Source organism: Ottowia beijingensis, from assembly GCF_013423955.1.
GTDB classification, from domain to species: domain Bacteria; phylum Pseudomonadota; class Gammaproteobacteria; order Burkholderiales; family Burkholderiaceae_C; genus Ottowia; species Ottowia beijingensis.
On the sequence record NZ_JACCKX010000001.1, the window covers coordinates 1,094,624 to 1,109,965 of the forward strand.

Here is a 15,342-nt window from a genome sequence, read left to right on the forward strand (position 1 = left end):
GGACGAGCGCCAGCAGCTATCATTTTCATACCAAACAACATCAGGCCTCGTTGCCCGCCACGATGCTCAGCACCGCCATGCGCACGCCGATGCCGAAGGTGACCTGCGGCAAGATCACGCTCTGCTGGCCATCGACCACCTGCGAATCGATCTCGACGCCGCGGTTGATGGGGCCGGGGTGCATCACGATGGCATCCGGCTTGGCCCAGCGCAGCCGCTCGGGCGTGAGGCCGAAGCTCTGGAAGAACTCCTGGCTGCTGGGCAGCAGCGCGCCGCTCATGCGCTCGTTCTGCAGGCGCAGCATGATGACGACGTCGGCGTCCTGGATGCCCTCCTGCAGCGTGTGGCACACGCGCACGCCCATGGGGCCGAAGTCGCCCGGCACCAGCGTCTTGGGGCCGACCACGCGCACCTCGGCGGCGCCCAGCGTGGTCAGCGCATGGATGTCCGACCGCGCCACGCGCGAATGCAGCACGTCGCCCACAATGGCCACCACCAGGTTGCTGAAGTCCTTCTTGTAGTGGCGGATGGTGTACATGTCGAGCAGCCCCTGCGTGGGTGCGCGTGCCGGCCGTCGCCGGCGTTGACCACGTGCACGTGCGGCGCCACGTGCTGCGACAGCAGGTAGGGCGCGCCGCTTTCGCTGTGCCGTACGACGAAGATGTCGGCCGCCATGGCGCTGAGGTTGGCCACGGTGTCGAGCAGCGATTCGCCCTTGGCGGTGGACGAGCGCGCGATGTCGAGCGTGTACACGTCGGCCGACAGGCGCGTGGCGGCGATGTCGAAGGTGGTGCGGGTGCGCGTGCTGTTCTCGAAGAACAAGTTGAACACGCTCTTGCCGCGCAGCAGGGGCACCTTCTTCACCTCGCGGTCGCTCACGCTGACGAACTGCTGCGCGGTGTCGAGGATGTGGATGAGGATGTCGCGCGACAGGCCTTCGGTGGAGAGCAGGTGGATCAGCTCGCCGTGCTGGTTGAGTTGGGGGTTGCGTCGGGCCAGCATGGTCAGCTCTTGGTGGTGATGCTGAAGGTGAAGGCGCCATCGTCGCCGCGCGCCAGCCGCAGCGTCTGCGTGGCCGGCAGCGTGACGCGGGCGGCAGCCACTTCGGCCGCCACCGGCAGCTGGCGCCCGCCGCGGTCGACCAGCACGGCCAGCCGCACGCGGGCGGGGCGGCCGTAGTCGAACAGCTCGTTGAGCACGGCGCGGATGGTGCGGCCGGTGTGCAGCACGTCGTCGAGCAGCAGGATGTCGGCGCCGTCGATCTCGAACGGCAGCGTGGTCTGGCCGCTGGCCGACAGGCCGCGCTTGGCGAAATCGTCGCGGTGCATGGTGGACGAGATGGCGCCGGCCTGGCCGGGCAAGCCCAGGTCGGCCTGCAGGCGCTCGGCCAGCCACTGGCCGCCCGAGACGATGCCGACCAGCCGCGTATCGGCCGTCAGCAGGGGCGCAGGCTGCGCAGCAGCTCGGCATACAGCGCCTCGGCGTCGAGCGCCAGCGTGCTGCCCGTGGTGGAACTCATGGAAGACTCCTCAGAAACTGTTCCAGGATGATGGCGGCCGACGCCGCGTCGGCATCCCGTGCGCCGGCCGCCTGGGCCTCGGTGGTGCTGTAGCGCTCGTCCACCTCGTAAACCGGCAGCTTGAAGCGGCCGCGCAGCTGGCGCGCGAACTTGCGTGCGCGCACGGTGTTCTCGTGCTCGGCGCCATCGGGGTGAAAGGGCACGCCCACCACCAGCGCATCGGGCTGCCATTCGGCCAGCCGGCTGGCGATGGGCGCCCAGCGCGCCTCGCCCTCGGCACGGATGGTGGGCTGCGGCGTGGCGCTGCGCGTGAGCCGGTTGCCCACGGCCACACCGGTGCGCTTGAGGCCGAAGTCGAACGCCAGGAAGCTCGCCTGGGTGGCGGGCACGTCGCTGCCGGAATCAGACACCATCTCGCCTACCAAATCCAATGGCCGCGGAGCAGGCCGTGCGGGAACGCCGTGGACCGGGCTTCGCCCGGCCGCTGGCGTTGTCCCTTGGGGAAGGCGCCGCAGGTGACTCTGGGGGACTGTCACGCGTGCCCCACGTCGGGCGACAGCATCCAGGCCTGCAGACCCAGCAGGCCCAGGGCGCGGTCGTAGCGCTGGTCGACCGGGGCGTCGAAGATCACGTCGGCATCGGCATCCACGGTGAGCCAGCTGTTGCCGGCGATCTCGGATTCGAGCTGGCCCTCGCCCCACGACGAATAACCCAGCGTGACCAGCACGCGGCGCGGGCCGCCGCCGGACGACAGGGCCTCCAGCACGTCCTTGGAGGTCGTCATCTCCAGCCCGCCGGGCACGGTGAGCGTGGAGGCGTAGATCGACTCGTCGGGCTTCAGCCCCTCGGCGACGATGGGCTCGTGCAGCACGAAGCCGCGCTCGGTCTGCAGCGGACCGCCGTGGAACACCGGCTGCCCGCCCAGCTCGGGCCGCTCCAGCGGCAGGTCGACACGCTCGAACAGGTCGGCCAGGCTGATGTCGCCGGGCTTGTTGATGATCAGCCCCAGCGCGCCGCGCTCGCTGTGCTCGCAGACGTAGATCACGCTGCGCGTGAAGGTGCCATCCTCCATGCCGGGCATGGCGATGAGAAAGTGATTCGTCAGGTTGATCGGCTGCTGCGCGTCATCGGCCATGCGGACGATTCTAGTCCGCCTTGCGCCGTGCGGCCGGATACGCTTCTACAAAAAATGAGCTGCTGGCGCCCGTCACACAAAGATTTCAGATACAAATCGATCCAAAAACCAATGGCAACAAGCGCAAGCAGCTATTGTTTTTAACTCAACCTTGTGCCGTCGCGGCGGCGCGGGCGTATTCCTTGATCAGGCCCAGCAGTTCCTCTTCGGAGTACGGCTTGCCCAGGTAGTGGTTCACGCCCAGTTCGCGCGCGTGTTTGCGGTGCTTCTCGGCGATGCGCGAGGTGATCATGATCACCGGCAGATCACGCAAGTGCTCGTCGGCGCGGATGTTGCGCACGAAGTCGAAGCCGTCCATGCGCGGCATCTCGATGTCGGACAGCACCACCGCCGGGCGCTCGCCCTGCAGCCGCTCCAGGCCCTGCAGGCCGTCGGCCGCCAGTGCCACGCGGTAGCCCTCGCGCTGCAGCAGGCGCTGCGTGACGCGGCGCACGGTGATCGAGTCGTCCACCACCAGCACCAGCGGGATGTCGGAGTGGATCGACGCCGTCTCGGGCGCGGCGGGCAGGCCAGCGGCGGGGGCGGCCTCGGCCTGCGCGGCGCTGGCGCTCAGGGCACGCGCCTGCTCGCCGTACACCGCGGCCAGCGCCACCGGGTTGTAGATCAGCGCCACGGCACCCGAGGCCAGCGCCGTGATGGCCACCAGGCCGGGCAGGCGCGACAGCTGCGGCCCCAGTGCCTTCACCACCACTTCCTGGTTGCCCAGCACTTCGTCGACGTGCACGGCCACGCGCTGCTCGGCCGAGCGGAACACCACCACCGGGGTGGAGCGCGCGGGCGGCTCGGTGGTACGCGCCGAGCTTTGCAGCAGCGCGCCCGACCAGAAGAAGGGCAGATCCTCGCCGCCGAAACGGTAGGTGCCGGTCTCGTAGGCCTGCTGCAGGTCCTTGGCGCTCGCGCGCTGCACGATCTCCACCAGGTTCGACGGCACGCCCACCGACAGCTTGCCGGCGCGCACCATCACCACGTGCGTCACCGCCGTCGTCAGCGGCAGCACCAGGCGGAAGCTGGAGCCCTGGCCCTCACGCGTGTGCGTCTCGATGCGGCCACCCAGCGCCTGCACCTCGGTGCGCACCACGTCCATGCCGACGCCGCGGCCGGCCAGCTCGGTCACCTCGGTGGCGGTGGAGAAGCCGGGCGCGAACACCAGGTTGGCCACCTCGGCGTCGCTCAGCGGCTGGTCGGCCGTGATCAGGCCCTGCTGCTGCGCGCGCTCGCGGATGCGCGGCAGGTTCAGGCCCGCGCCGTCGTCGCGGAACTGCACCGACACGTCGTTTCCGGCCTGCTGCACCTCGATGCTGATCAGGCCCACCGGGTCCTTGCTGCGGGCTGAGCGCGCGGCGGCGTTCTCGATGCCGTGCACCACGCAGTTGCGCAGCAGGTGCTCGAAGGCGGGCGTCATGCGCTCCAGGATGCCGCGGTCCATCTCGATCGAACCGCCGACGATGTCCAGGCGCACCTGCTTGCCGGTTTCCTTGGAGGCCTGGCGTACCACGCGGTACAGGCGCTCGGAGATGCCCTCGAACTCCACCATGCGCGTGCGCAGCAGGTCGCGCTGCAGTTCGCGCGACTGGCGCGCCTGCGCGGCCAGGTCGTCCTCGCTGGCATCGACCGCGCGCTGCAGGCTGCGCTGCACCGTGGCCACGTCGTTCACCGACTCGGCCATGATGCGCGTCAGCTCCTGCATGCGCGTGAAGCGGTCGAACTCCAGCGGGTCGAAGTTCTGCTGCGCGTCCTTCGACAGCGCCAGGCGCGACTGCATCTGCGTTTCGGCCTGCAGTTCCACGTCGCGCAGTTGCTGGCGCAGGCGCTCCAGGTTGCTCGTCAGGTCGGTCAGCGAACTGCGCAGCTGGCCCACCTCGGCCTCCAGCCGCGCGCGCGAGGTGACCACCTCACCGGCCTGGCTGACCAGGCGGTCCAGCAACTGCGAGCGCACACGCACCGCCTGGCTGGCAGAGGCGCGCGCCGACACCAGCGACAGGGCCGCCGGCAGCGCCACGTCGCCGCGCGCCACGGGCGCCACCGGCGCCACGCGCTCGGCGGTGGCCTGCTGGGGCTGCGCCACGGGTACGGCGGGCACCGGATGTGCGACCGGAGCCGCCGGCACATCGACCGCCGGCTCGCCCGTCTGCAGACGGCGGAACGCGGCCAGCAGTTCGTCCAGGTGGTCAAGCAGCGGCTCGACGTCCTGGCTGCCGATGTTCTCGGTGCCGATGGTTTCGATGGCGGACTCGGTGCGGTGCGCCATCTCGCCCAGGCGCAGCGCGCCGGCCAGGCGCGCACTGCCCTTCAGCGTGTGCAGGGCGCGCAGCACCTGGGCGCGCGCGCCGTTGTCGGCCGGGTGCTCGGCCCATTGGCGCAGCGAAGCGCTCAGCTGGGGCAGCAGTTCCTCGGCCTCTTCCTCGAAGATCGGGAACAGGTCGGGGTCGACCGCATCCAGCACGTCGATGTCGTCGGCAATGGTGTGGCGGCCCACATCGGTGGCCGTGACCGTCGGCACGGGGGCAGCCACCGCAGCGACCGCGGGCAGCGCCTGCGCAAAACCCAGCGAGGCGGAGGTGCCGTCTTGCACCGCTGGCGCCACGGCGTCCGCGGCTTCGTCGCCATCGGTGGGCTCCAGCGCATGGACCGCCGCGAGGATGTCGGCGCTGGGGGTCTTCAGCACACCGACCGCGAACTGGTGCAGCACCCGGCGAATGTCTTCCGAGGCATCGCCCAGCACGCGCGCCTGTTCAGCGGTGCCGCGCAGCTGACCGTGCAGGCGCTGCAGCGCGTGCTCGACGGCGCGCGCCAGCTCCGACAGGGCCGTGAAGCCCACCGTGGCCGAACTGCCGGCCAGCGAATGCGCGCGCGCAATGGCCGCCTCGGGCACCGGCTGGTCCAGTTCGAGCGCCCACTCGGACAGCTGGGTGATGAGCTGGCGCGACCATTCATCGGCCTCGTTCAGGTAAACGTTGTACAGCGGGGTGCTGATGCGCAGATCGCCGATCTGCTTGTACATGTCGTCGTCCGACAGCACCTCGTCATCGACGTGCGAGCCGGCGTCGGGCGCTGCATCGCTCGGCGCCTGGTGTTCGGTGGCGAAGTCCAGTTCGCCCAGCTCCAGCGCCAGCATCTCGTCGGCCGCCCCGGCAGCCGCTTCGGCCGGCGCGTCCTCGGGCTCGGCCGCCGGCATCTCCAGTGCCGCCATGGGCAGATCCACGCTGGCTTCACCCTCTTGGTCGACCACCTGCACCACTTCGGTTGGCGCAGGCGGTGTCTCGGCGGTGGCGAAGTCCAGTTCGGCCAGATCCAGCGCGAGCATCGGCGCCTCGGAGTCGATGGCCTCCGGGGTCTCCGCTTCAGGCGCTTCCATCGCGGGCAACTCGGCGGCTGGCTCGACCTCGTCAGTCGGGTTAGACGCCAACGCGGCGGCTTCCACGGTCTCCACGGGGCCGTCCCAGATGGGGTCGGATGCCGGCGCGAAGTCGGCCTCCAGCAACGCGTCCTGGTCGGCCGCATCGACCTCGACCACCTCGATCGCCGGTGCAACATCCGCCGCCTCTGCCGCCAGATCGAATTCCAGCATGTCGACGGCAGCCGATGCAGCGGTCTGCACGGGTGTCGACGCATCGATCTCCAGGTCGGCTGCGCCCAGCTCGAGATCGGGCAGTTCGAACGCGGCCAGTGGCTCGGGCACCGGCGGCGCGGCAACTTCGGCAAGCGTGGCGTCGTCCAGCGACACCTCCACGGTCAGGTCTTCGGCATCGTCGGCGCCCATGCTCGCCGGCGCCGCCTGAACATCAGGCGCGGCCTCGGCCACCACCACGGGCTCGGGGAGCACGTCGGACTGGCCGAATTGCAGCGGAATGCGGCGGCCTTCGAGCCGCATGGCATCGGCTGCGGCGCTAAAGGGCGCGCTGCTCCAGCCCGCGTCCCGCTTGATGGCGATGTCTTCCACCCAGGCACCGAAGCCCTGCATGGCCTCGCCAGTCAGCGTGCGCAGGTCGTCCGATACCGGCTTCTGCTCGGACAGCCAGGCATTGAGCAACTGCTCCATCGACCAGGCGGCCTCGCCGAACTCCGACAGGCCGACCATGCGCGAGCTGCCCTTCAGGGTATGGAACGCGCGGCGCAGCGTTGTCTGCTGCTCGATGTCGCCCGGCGCCGAGGACAGGGCTTCGATGGCATCGCCGCCGGTCTGCACCACCTCGCGCGCCTCTTCCAGGAAGATGTCGAGCAGGTCGTCGTCTTCGAAGGCGTCGTCGTCCGACACCGCCACCGGCTCGGGCGGCACCTGGGGCGCCTGCGCCGATGCGACCGCCTGCAGCGCTTCGAGCGCGCCGCTCAGCTCGGCCTCGTCCTGCTGCCGCGCCGCCTCGGCGGCACGGTGCGCGGCATTGGCCAGGGCCGGCTTTTCGTCCAGCGCGGCCATGGCGGCGATCTGGTCGAGCTGGCCCGGAATCGTCTCGGGGGCAGGCTGGCGTCCAGCAACTGGCCGGGCGCCGTCACCGGGCCGGCGGGCGCTGCGGGCTCGAAGTCCAGCTCGATGTCGACGCCAGCGCCAGGCTGGAACGCCTCAGCGTGCAGCGCCTCTTCGTGCTCGTCGGCCAGGCGGCCGGCAACGTGTTTCAGCTCGCCGGCTTCGGCGTCATAGACGAACAGCTTGCGCGCCAGCAGCGGCTGGTAGCCCAGCATGTCGACTTGGAAGCCCAGCGCGCCCAGGCTGTTGCCCAGCTTCTCGAAGGTGTCACCGGCTTTGATCTGCTCGGGCTCCTGCTCGGTGATCAGCCATTCGTCGACCGTGTCGCGCATGCGCCCGACCGCCAGCGCCGCCTGGTCCAGCCCCAGCACGGACAGCACGCCACGCATCTGGCCCATCAGGCTGGGCACCGGGCCCAGCACGCTCTTGTCGGCGGGATTGCGGAAGAACTGGTCAAGGTGCTGCTCGACCTCGCCCAGCGTGGTGCGCAACTCGCCCACCACCGTGCCCATGGTCTGCCGGTCGCTGACGCTGCGGTAAAGCTGCTCCATCCAGCCCTCGAGCGGTGGCGCCATGGCGCCGCCACGCACGGCATCGAGTCGCTCGGCCAGCTGCTGGATGCGGGCCGCGAACGTGGCGTCACTCGGATGGAAGTCCTCGAACGACGCCTCGAGGAACAGCACCGCGGTGGCCGTTTCCATGGCCAGTTCGGGGCTGGGCGGCTTGCCGGCCTGGGCGGTCTGCTGTGCCACGCGATTCAGCGCCTGGCCCAGCGGGCGGCCTTTTTCGTGCAGCTTGTCGAGCGATTCCGCCACCAGGCCGAACTGGTCCACGCACGCCTTCATGCGTGCCATGTCGCCACCCGCCAGCGCCGACCAGTTCTCCTTGACGGACTCGATGCGGCGGCGCGCCTGCGCCAGAACAGCCGGGTCGTACAGACCGAAGGTGGACTGGTCGTAAGGCTGCGCCACGTGGCGGCCCAGCGACCACGCTTTGCGCACCGCGTCCAGCGCGGGCGCATCGGCAGCCTGCTTCGGCACGGCCTGGGCGCAGAAGAACAGCAGATCCTGCGCCAGGCGCTCGGACACGCTCTGGTCGCCTCGGGCCAGCGTCGTGTACTGCAGCAGGATCCGTGACGCCGCCCGCTTGGCATAGACGTCCATCGGGACCAGCGCCTTGGCCATGGCCTCGAAGAAGGCCGCGGAAAGCTTCCAGAAGATGGCCGGCTGCCGGTGGTTCTCGCCCTGCGCCAGGCCGAGGCTGATGACGCCGATCTCGGCCGCCGCATTGTGGTCGGCGTGCTTCATGATCTTGAGCACGCGCTGGTCCAGACGGCTGCGCACCTCCGGCCCGTAAGCCAGCGGCTGGGCCGCGGGCGGCGTGGCCGGGTCCACCCAGCGCCACGGCCAGGTCCACAGGTCGGCCGGGTGGATGCGATCCGCACCCGCCATTTCCTGCACCTGCTTGAACTGCGGGAACAAGCCCAGCGCCGAACGCGGGCGCTCGCCCAGTTGCGACTCCAGGTATTCGACCAGTGCAAAACCGGCCCGCTCGAGCGTCTGTGCGGTCGCCTCGGTGCACTTCTCCGGATGCAGCACGAACTGCTGGACCGCCGCCTCCATGCCGCGCACCATGTGCGCCGACACGCCCTGCCCCACCATGTCCAGCGCGCCCACCACCTGGTGAAGCTGCTGGCGCGCCATGCGCAACTGGCTGGCGTCCACGGAAGCCAGGTCCACGCCTCTGGCCGCCTCGGCGTCGTGCGCGAAGCGCTTCAGGGAGCGGGTCGCCGACTCGATCGATTTGCGCGTCTCATCCAGAACCCAAGCCAGTGGCCCCAGGTCTCCCGCAACGGGCGCGCCTTGGGCGCGAATTTCGGCTTGGTGGCTCGTCACCATGACTTCATGCTCTCCAGAAGCTGTCTTCTCAAGTGAAGGCGTGCGGTCTCTTCGCGGCAGCAGCGCCTCGTTTTTCTGGCGCTATCAGGCGATCTTGAATCGGGCCACGGATTGGCGCAGTTCGTCGGCCATGCGCGCCAAGTCACGCACCTGGTTCGCCGTGGAGCGCGTGCTCTCGCCGGTCTGCTCGGTCACGGCAAAGATGTGCTGGATGTTGCTGGCCACCTCGTTGGCCTGATCTGCTTCCTTGGAGGCTGCCGAGGAAATCTGCTCGATCAGATCGGCCAGTCGGCGTGACACGCTGTCGATCTCGGACAGCGCGGTACCGGCGTTGTCGGACAGTCGCGCACCTTCCACCACGCCCTGCGTCGAACGCTCCATGGCGGCCACGGCATCCTGGGTGTCGGTCTGAATGGCCTTCACCAGCGCCGCGATCTGCCGCGTCGCGTCACCGGAGCGCTCGGCCAGCCGCTGCACTTCTTCCGCCACCACCGAGAAGCCGCGACCGGCTTCACCGGCGGACGCTGCCTGAATGGCGGCGTTCAGCGCCAGCACGTTGGTCTGTTCCGTAATGTCAGCAATCAGTTCGGTGATCTCACCAATCTCCTGCGACGACTCGCCCAGACGCTTGATCCGCTTGGAGGTTTCCTGAATCTGGTCACGGATGGAGTTCATGCCGCCGATGGCGTTCTGCACAGCGGTCAGGCCGGATTCGGCCGCCTGCAGCGACTGGCGCGCCACCGAGGCCGACTCCTGCGCCTGCGCCGACACGTCGTTGATTCGCGCCGCCATGTCCAGCACGGACTGGCCGGTTTCGCGGATCTCGCGCAGCTGTTCGGTCGACGTGGCCAGCAGCTCGGTCGACGTGGTTTCCACCTTCGACGTCGTCTGCGCCACGCGCGTCGCCGTGCTCTGCACGTTGGCGACCAGCGAGCGCAATTCTTCCACCGTGTAGTTCACCGAGTCGGCGATCGCGCCGGTGATGTCCTCGGTCACCGTGGCTTCCTGCGTCAGGTCGCCCTCGGCCACCGTCTGCAGTTCGTTCATCAGTCGCAGAATCGCGGCCTGGTTGGCGTCGTTAACGCGCTTGCCTTCCTGCTGCTGCAGTTCGGCCGAGTGGCGCTGCTGCTCAGCCAGCATCTGGCGCTGGCGGCTGTCACGCAGCTGCACATAGGCCAGGCCGAGTGCGGCCAGCAGCGCGAGCGCGGCCGGGATCAACAGCAGCAACAGGCCAGTCAAGCCCAGACCCGACACCGAGGACAGCTTGTCCTGCAGGCCTTCCAGTTCCTTGCGCAGCGGTTCGCTCTCGGCCACGATGGCCGTCTGCGCCTCGCGCGCCGACACCAGGCCCTGCAGGTTGCCCAGAATGCCGCCCGCCTGGGCGCGCGTTTCCTCGTACATCTTCAGCAGGGCCGTCAGGCGCTCGCGCGTCTGCTCGTCGCGCGCGGGCGCAAGTCGCAGTTCCTGGCTGCCGTCGAGCAGGCCTTCACCGATCTCCTTGAACGAGTTCAGGTCCTTGCCCAGCAGGAAGACGGCCTCGGGGCTCACACCCTCCATCGTCAGGAATTCGTTGGCCGACTTGCCGATGCGCTGGGTCAGCATCACCAGCTGGCCCGCGGCCGAAATCTCAGCCGGCGGCGCGTTCTGCTGCAGCTTGAGGGACGAAATGGTTTCAGCCACTTCCAGCAGGTCGGAGGACTGGCGGCTGACCGAGCGCAGTGCCGTGCCCACCTCGGTCAGCGTCTTCTGCTCGCCCAGCACCGTGGCCGCGTTCTTCTCGGCGCGCTCCATCAGCGGCACGATCTTGCCGACCTCGGCGCTGTAGGCTTCGCCCAGCGCGGGCACTGTGGCGCTGCCGCTCTGCAGGCCGCGCACGTTGCTCGCCAGCGCGGTCGAGCTTTCCTTCAGCTCAGGGAAGGCCTCGGGACTGCCGATCAGCGCCTGAGACACCGACTTGGCGAGACGCTGCGACTGCATCAGCGACTGGCCGATGGCACCCACCTGCTGGGCGCCGCGGTCGGTTTGCGACACCGTCCAGTACACCATGGCCGCCAGCGCAATCAGCGACAGGGCCAGCAGTATCGACAGCACCCGCTGGTGCGCCGCCGCCGAACGGGTGCCCAGCAGGGAACGGCGAACGCCTCTTCGGCAGGCAGCGCCTGCTCTTCCGGCTCATCGATGGTGGACACCATGACCGTGCTGTCGGTGGGGCCGTGCGAATCGAATGCCATCGACTGCCCATCAAGCCGCTCCTGGGCAATGGTTTCGCCCTCGTCCAGGGCAGGATCCTGGGGCTTCTTCTTGAACAGGTTGGAAAGTGCCATGTTGCGACCTTGACAAACGAACTACGCACCAATGCCCAGAAAGGCCTGGTGTTGGGAAAGGGCTTGCAGGTTGAGTTCCTGCCATTGCCGACCTTCGAGGTCGGTGTAAACGTGACCGAAATACGGCGCAGCCGACTGGTCGGGCGGGGCCGACGAGGCGAACGCGTCGGTGGTCCGCAGGCCCAGCAGGCGATCCACCAGCAGGGCACAGTTGGTTTCCAGCAGGGGTTCAGCGCCACCAGCCGGCACTGGGCCAGTTCGCTCTCGCTGCGCACCCGGCGCGCGCCATCGCCCCTGACGAAAGCCGCCAGGTCGATGACCGCCGACAGGCCGCCGCGCAGGTTGGCCACACCCATGAACCACGGTTGCACGTATGGCACCCGCTGCACATCGGTCCAGGAAAAGATTTCGCCCGCGTGGCTGAGGGGAACAGCAGCCGCAGGTCCCCGTCTCGACCGCCAGCCAGGACGCGGCCACGCCCGTGGTGCGGGCCGACTGCAGCCGTTCGGCCAGCCGGCTCTGAAACTCGCGAAGCGCTTGCTTGTTGGACATGCGCTTTTAGCCGAGAGCCTTGATCTTGCCCATCAGCTCAGCCTGGTCGACCGGCTTGGTGATGTAGTCGCGCGCGCCCTGGCGCATGCCCCACACACGATCCGTCTCCTGGTTCTTGCTGGTGCACATGATGATGGGAATGTCGGTGTAGCGCGGGTCGCGCGAGATGGCGCGCGTCAGCTGGAAGCCGTTCTGGCCCGGCATCACCACATCCATCAGAATCAGGTCGGGCTTGGCCTGCTCGAGGCGGCGCTGCGCGTCCTCGGCGTTCTCCGCCGTGGTCACGGCAAAGCCGGCCTTCTTGAGCATTTCGCTCAGAAACATCAATTCCGTCTTGGAATCGTCCACGATCAGCACGTTGCGGATCGACATCACACAGCTCCTTTGTTGGTGGCACCGAATTCCTGCACGGCCTGCAGCAACTGGTCCTTGGTGAAAGGCTTGGTCAGGTATTCCTGCGAGCCGACCATGCGGCCACGCGCCTTGTCGAACACGCCGTCCTTGGACGACAGCATGACCACCGGCGTGTCGGCGAATTTCTCGTTGCGCTTGATGATCGCGCAGGTCTGGTAGCCATCCAGACGCGGCATCAGGATGTCGCAGAAGATCAGGTCGGGCTGGGCGTCGTTGACCTTGGCCAGGGCGTCGAAACCGTCCTCGGCCAGCATGACCTCGTGCCCTCCCTGCTTGAGGAAGATTTCGGCGCTGCGCCGAATCGTGTTGCTGTCGTCAATGACGAGCACGCGCTTTGATGCCATCGAACCCTCGCGACTCTCCAAAGAGGCCGCTGGGGCGGCCAATCCAAAAAGCCAGACCGATCCGCCTAGCGAATCAGATCTGCACCATTTCGAAGTCTTCCTTCCTTGCCCCGCATTCCGGGCAGGTCCAGTTCATGGGAACCTGCTCCCAGGGAGTGCCCGGCGCGATACCATGGTCGGGTGCGCCTTCGGCCTCGTCATAGAGCCAGCCGCAGATCAGACACATCCAAGTCTTCGTATTCATTACAGCTTAAGTTGCACTTGCTTAGAATGCAATTGATTGTATCGACGGGGTTCCAGACGGAGTGGCACTATGTCGCACCAAACCGCCCTATTTGTGCCTCATGACCCGCACCAGTGCGACCGATGCGTCGCGGGATAACGACATTTCCGACGCGTTGGCTGAACACGACACTTTGCCGTGCGTGCTCAGCTTCAATGCCAGCGACCCCACCGGCGCCTGCGGATCCAGCAGCGATGCGCTGGTGATCGGCTCCATCGGCGCGCATGCGCTGCCGGTGGTCACCGGCGTGTATGTGCGCGACACGCGCGAAACGCTCGGCCACACCGTCATCGACGACACCACGGTGGCCGAACAGGCCCACGCCGTGGCCGAGGATATTCCGATCCTCACCATCAAGGTGGGCTTCCTCGGCAGCGCCGAGGTGGTGGCGGCCGTCGCGGCGTTCGCGTCCGACTACGCGTCGGTGCCACTCATCGCCTACATGCCCGACCTGTCCTGGTGGTCCGAGCAGGAAATCGACGACTACTTGGACGCCTTCCGCGAGTTGCTGCTGCCGCAGACCGCCGTGCTGGTGGGCAACAACGCCACCCTGCGGCACTGGCTGCTGCCCGAATCGACCACCGACCGCCATGCCCGCGCCGCCGACCTGGCACGCGCCGCCGCGGAGTACGGCGTGTCCTATGTGGTCGTCACGGGCGTGCCCATGGCGGGCGACCAGCTGGGCAACGTGCTGGCCAGCCCGCAGGCCGAACTGCACAGCCAGAGCTTCGAGCGCATCGACGCCGGCTTTCTGGGCGCTGGCGACATCCTCTCTGCGGCCCTGGCGGCGCTGCTGGCCACCGGCTCCGACCTGACCGAGGCCGTGGGCGAAGCCCTGCTGTACCTGGACCAGGCCCTGGACCATGGTTTTCGCCCCGGCATGGGCCGCGCAGTGGCCGATCGGCTGTTCTGGGCCAGCGCCGAGGCCGACGACGACGGCGCGGACGATGCTGCCAGTCCCGATCCCTTGATCGACATACCTCACCCCTTCAATGAAACCAAGCACTGACCTCAATGACGCGCTGATGGCGCGCGCCCGCCAGGTGATCCCCGGCGGCGTCAACTCGCCCGTGCGCGCCTTCCGCGCCGTGGGCGGCACGCCGCGCTTCGTGCAGCGCGCGCACGGCGCCTACTTCTGGGACGCCAACGACCAGCGCTACATCGACTACATCGGCTCCTGGGGCCCGATGATCCTGGGCCACGGCCACCCCGCCGTGTTGGAGGCCGTCCAGAAGGCCGCCACCGAAGGCTTCTCGTTCGGCGCGCCGACCGAGCGCGAGATCGAGCTGGCCGAGGAAATCCTCTCGCTCGTGCCCAGCATGGAGATGCTGCGCCTGGTCAGCAGCGGCACCGAGGCCGGCATGACCGCCATCCGCCTGGCGCGCGGCGCCACGGGGCGCAGCAAGATCCTCAAGTTCGAAGGCTGCTACCACGGCCATGCCGACGCGCTGCTGGTCAAGGCCGGTTCGGGCCTGGCCACCTTCGGCAACCCCACCAGCGCCGGCGTGCCGCCCGAGGTGGTGCAGCACACCCTGGTGCTCGAATACAACAACGTGGCGCAACTCGAGGAAGCCTTCGCCCTGCACGGCGCCGACATCGCGGGCCTGATCATCGAGCCCATCGCCGGCAACATGAACTTCGTGCGCGCCACGCCCGAGTTCACCCGCCGTGCGCGCGAGCTGTGCACGCAGCACGGCGCGCTGCTGATCTACGACGAGGTGATGACCGGCTGCCGCGTCGCGCTGGGCAGCGCGCAAAGCGTGTACGCCAGGCTCATTCCCGGCTTCGAGCCCGACATCACGGTGATGGGCAAGGTCATCGGCGGCGGCATGCCGCTGGCGGCCTTCGGCGGCAAGCGCGCGGTGATGGAACAGCTGGCACCGCTCGGCCCGGTGTACCAGGCCGGCACGCTGAGCGGCAACCCGGTGGCCACCGCCTGCGGCCTGGCCACATTGCGCGAGATCAAGCAACCCGGCTTCTTCGACGAGCTGTCGCGCAAGACGCGCCGCCTGGTCGACGGCCTGGGCGCCGCGGCACAGGCGGCCGGCGTGCCCTTCTCGGCCGATTGCGAAGGCGGCATGTTCGGCTTCTTCCTGCTGCCCGAATTGCCGCAGAACTATGGCCAGGTGATGAAGACCGACGGCGAGCGTTTCAACCGCCTGTTCCACGGCCTGCTGCAGCGCGGCGTCTACATCGCGCCGGCGCTGTACGAGGCGGGCTTCGTCAGCGCGGCCCACACCGATGCGGACATCTACGCCACCATCGCCGCGGCGGCCGAGGTGTTCAAGTCGCTCTGATGCTCGCCGCCTCCGTGGCGGCGCCGACCCATCCCAGCGCCCGCCGTGGGCAAG

10 protein-coding genes and 4 pseudogenes are annotated in these 15,342 nt (G+C 68.5%); 2 read left to right on the forward strand and 12 right to left on the reverse strand.

Annotation, left to right across the window (positions count from 1 at the left end):
- Nucleotides 1–40: 40 nt before the first annotated feature.
- From H0I39_RS05510 to H0I39_RS05565, 12 genes and pseudogenes are all read right to left on the reverse strand, one after another.
- A pseudogene (locus H0I39_RS05510) lies at nt 41–1,002 on the reverse strand (aspartate carbamoyltransferase catalytic subunit).
- Between the two features lie 2 nt (nt 1,003–1,004).
- A pseudogene (gene pyrR / locus H0I39_RS05515) lies at nt 1,005–1,519 on the reverse strand (bifunctional pyr operon transcriptional regulator/uracil phosphoribosyltransferase PyrR).
- Nucleotides 1,516–1,932 (reverse strand): Holliday junction resolvase RuvX, encoded by a 417-nt coding sequence (gene ruvX / locus H0I39_RS05520; protein WP_180549840.1) that lies wholly within the window; start codon nt 1,930–1,932, stop codon nt 1,516–1,518. Before ruvX ends, pyrR begins: the two are co-directional and overlap by 4 nt.
- 119 nt (nt 1,933–2,051) lie before the next feature.
- Nucleotides 2,052–2,654 carry a YqgE/AlgH family protein gene (locus H0I39_RS05525; RefSeq protein WP_180549841.1) on the reverse strand — a complete coding sequence of 201 codons (603 nt, stop codon included), beginning with the start codon at nt 2,652–2,654 and terminating at the stop codon, nt 2,052–2,054.
- 145 nt (nt 2,655–2,799) lie between these two features.
- Nucleotides 2,800–6,951: pseudogene (locus H0I39_RS05530) on the reverse strand (hybrid sensor histidine kinase/response regulator); the annotation flags it as partial.
- An 89-nt stretch (nt 6,952–7,040) separates the two neighbouring features.
- Nucleotides 7,041–8,915 (reverse strand): FimL-related protein, encoded by a 1,875-nt coding sequence (locus H0I39_RS05535; RefSeq protein WP_180549843.1) that lies wholly within the window; start codon nt 8,913–8,915, stop codon nt 7,041–7,043.
- Between the two features lie 243 nt (nt 8,916–9,158).
- On the reverse strand, nt 9,159–11,120 hold the full coding sequence (locus tag H0I39_RS05540; protein WP_180551698.1) for a methyl-accepting chemotaxis protein: 1,962 nt from the start codon (nt 11,118–11,120) through the stop codon (nt 9,159–9,161).
- A gap of 14 nt (nt 11,121–11,134) precedes the next feature.
- Complete coding sequence (locus tag H0I39_RS05545) at nt 11,135–11,398, reverse strand: hypothetical protein (protein ID WP_180549844.1); 264 nt, start codon at nt 11,396–11,398, stop codon at nt 11,135–11,137.
- A 21-nt stretch (nt 11,399–11,419) separates the two neighbouring features.
- A pseudogene (locus tag H0I39_RS05550) lies at nt 11,420–11,950 on the reverse strand (chemotaxis protein CheW).
- Between the two features lie 6 nt (nt 11,951–11,956).
- Nucleotides 11,957–12,322 (reverse strand): response regulator, encoded by a 366-nt coding sequence (locus H0I39_RS05555; protein WP_180549845.1) that lies wholly within the window; start codon nt 12,320–12,322, stop codon nt 11,957–11,959.
- Nucleotides 12,322–12,708, reverse strand: a complete 387-nt coding sequence (locus H0I39_RS05560; RefSeq protein ID WP_180549846.1) for a response regulator — start codon at nt 12,706–12,708, stop codon at nt 12,322–12,324. The genes H0I39_RS05555 and H0I39_RS05560 overlap by 1 nt, the downstream gene beginning before the upstream one ends.
- A 73-nt stretch (nt 12,709–12,781) precedes the next feature.
- Entirely contained in the window at nt 12,782–12,952 is a 171-nt protein-coding gene (locus tag H0I39_RS05565; RefSeq protein ID WP_180549847.1) for a rubredoxin, read from the reverse strand.
- A 100-nt stretch (nt 12,953–13,052) separates the two neighbouring features.
- Here H0I39_RS05565 and thiD point away from each other — a divergent pair, with 100 nt between their 5' ends.
- Both thiD and hemL read left to right on the forward strand, forming a co-directional pair.
- Nucleotides 13,053–14,000 (forward strand): bifunctional hydroxymethylpyrimidine kinase/phosphomethylpyrimidine kinase, encoded by a 948-nt coding sequence (thiD, locus tag H0I39_RS05570; protein WP_180549848.1) that lies wholly within the window; start codon nt 13,053–13,055, stop codon nt 13,998–14,000.
- Nucleotides 13,984–15,288 carry a glutamate-1-semialdehyde 2,1-aminomutase gene (gene hemL / locus H0I39_RS05575; protein ID WP_180549849.1) on the forward strand — a complete coding sequence of 435 codons (1,305 nt, stop codon included), beginning with the start codon at nt 13,984–13,986 and terminating at the stop codon, nt 15,286–15,288. The genes thiD and hemL overlap by 17 nt, the downstream gene beginning before the upstream one ends.
- The last annotated feature ends 54 nt before the right edge of the window (nt 15,289–15,342 follow it).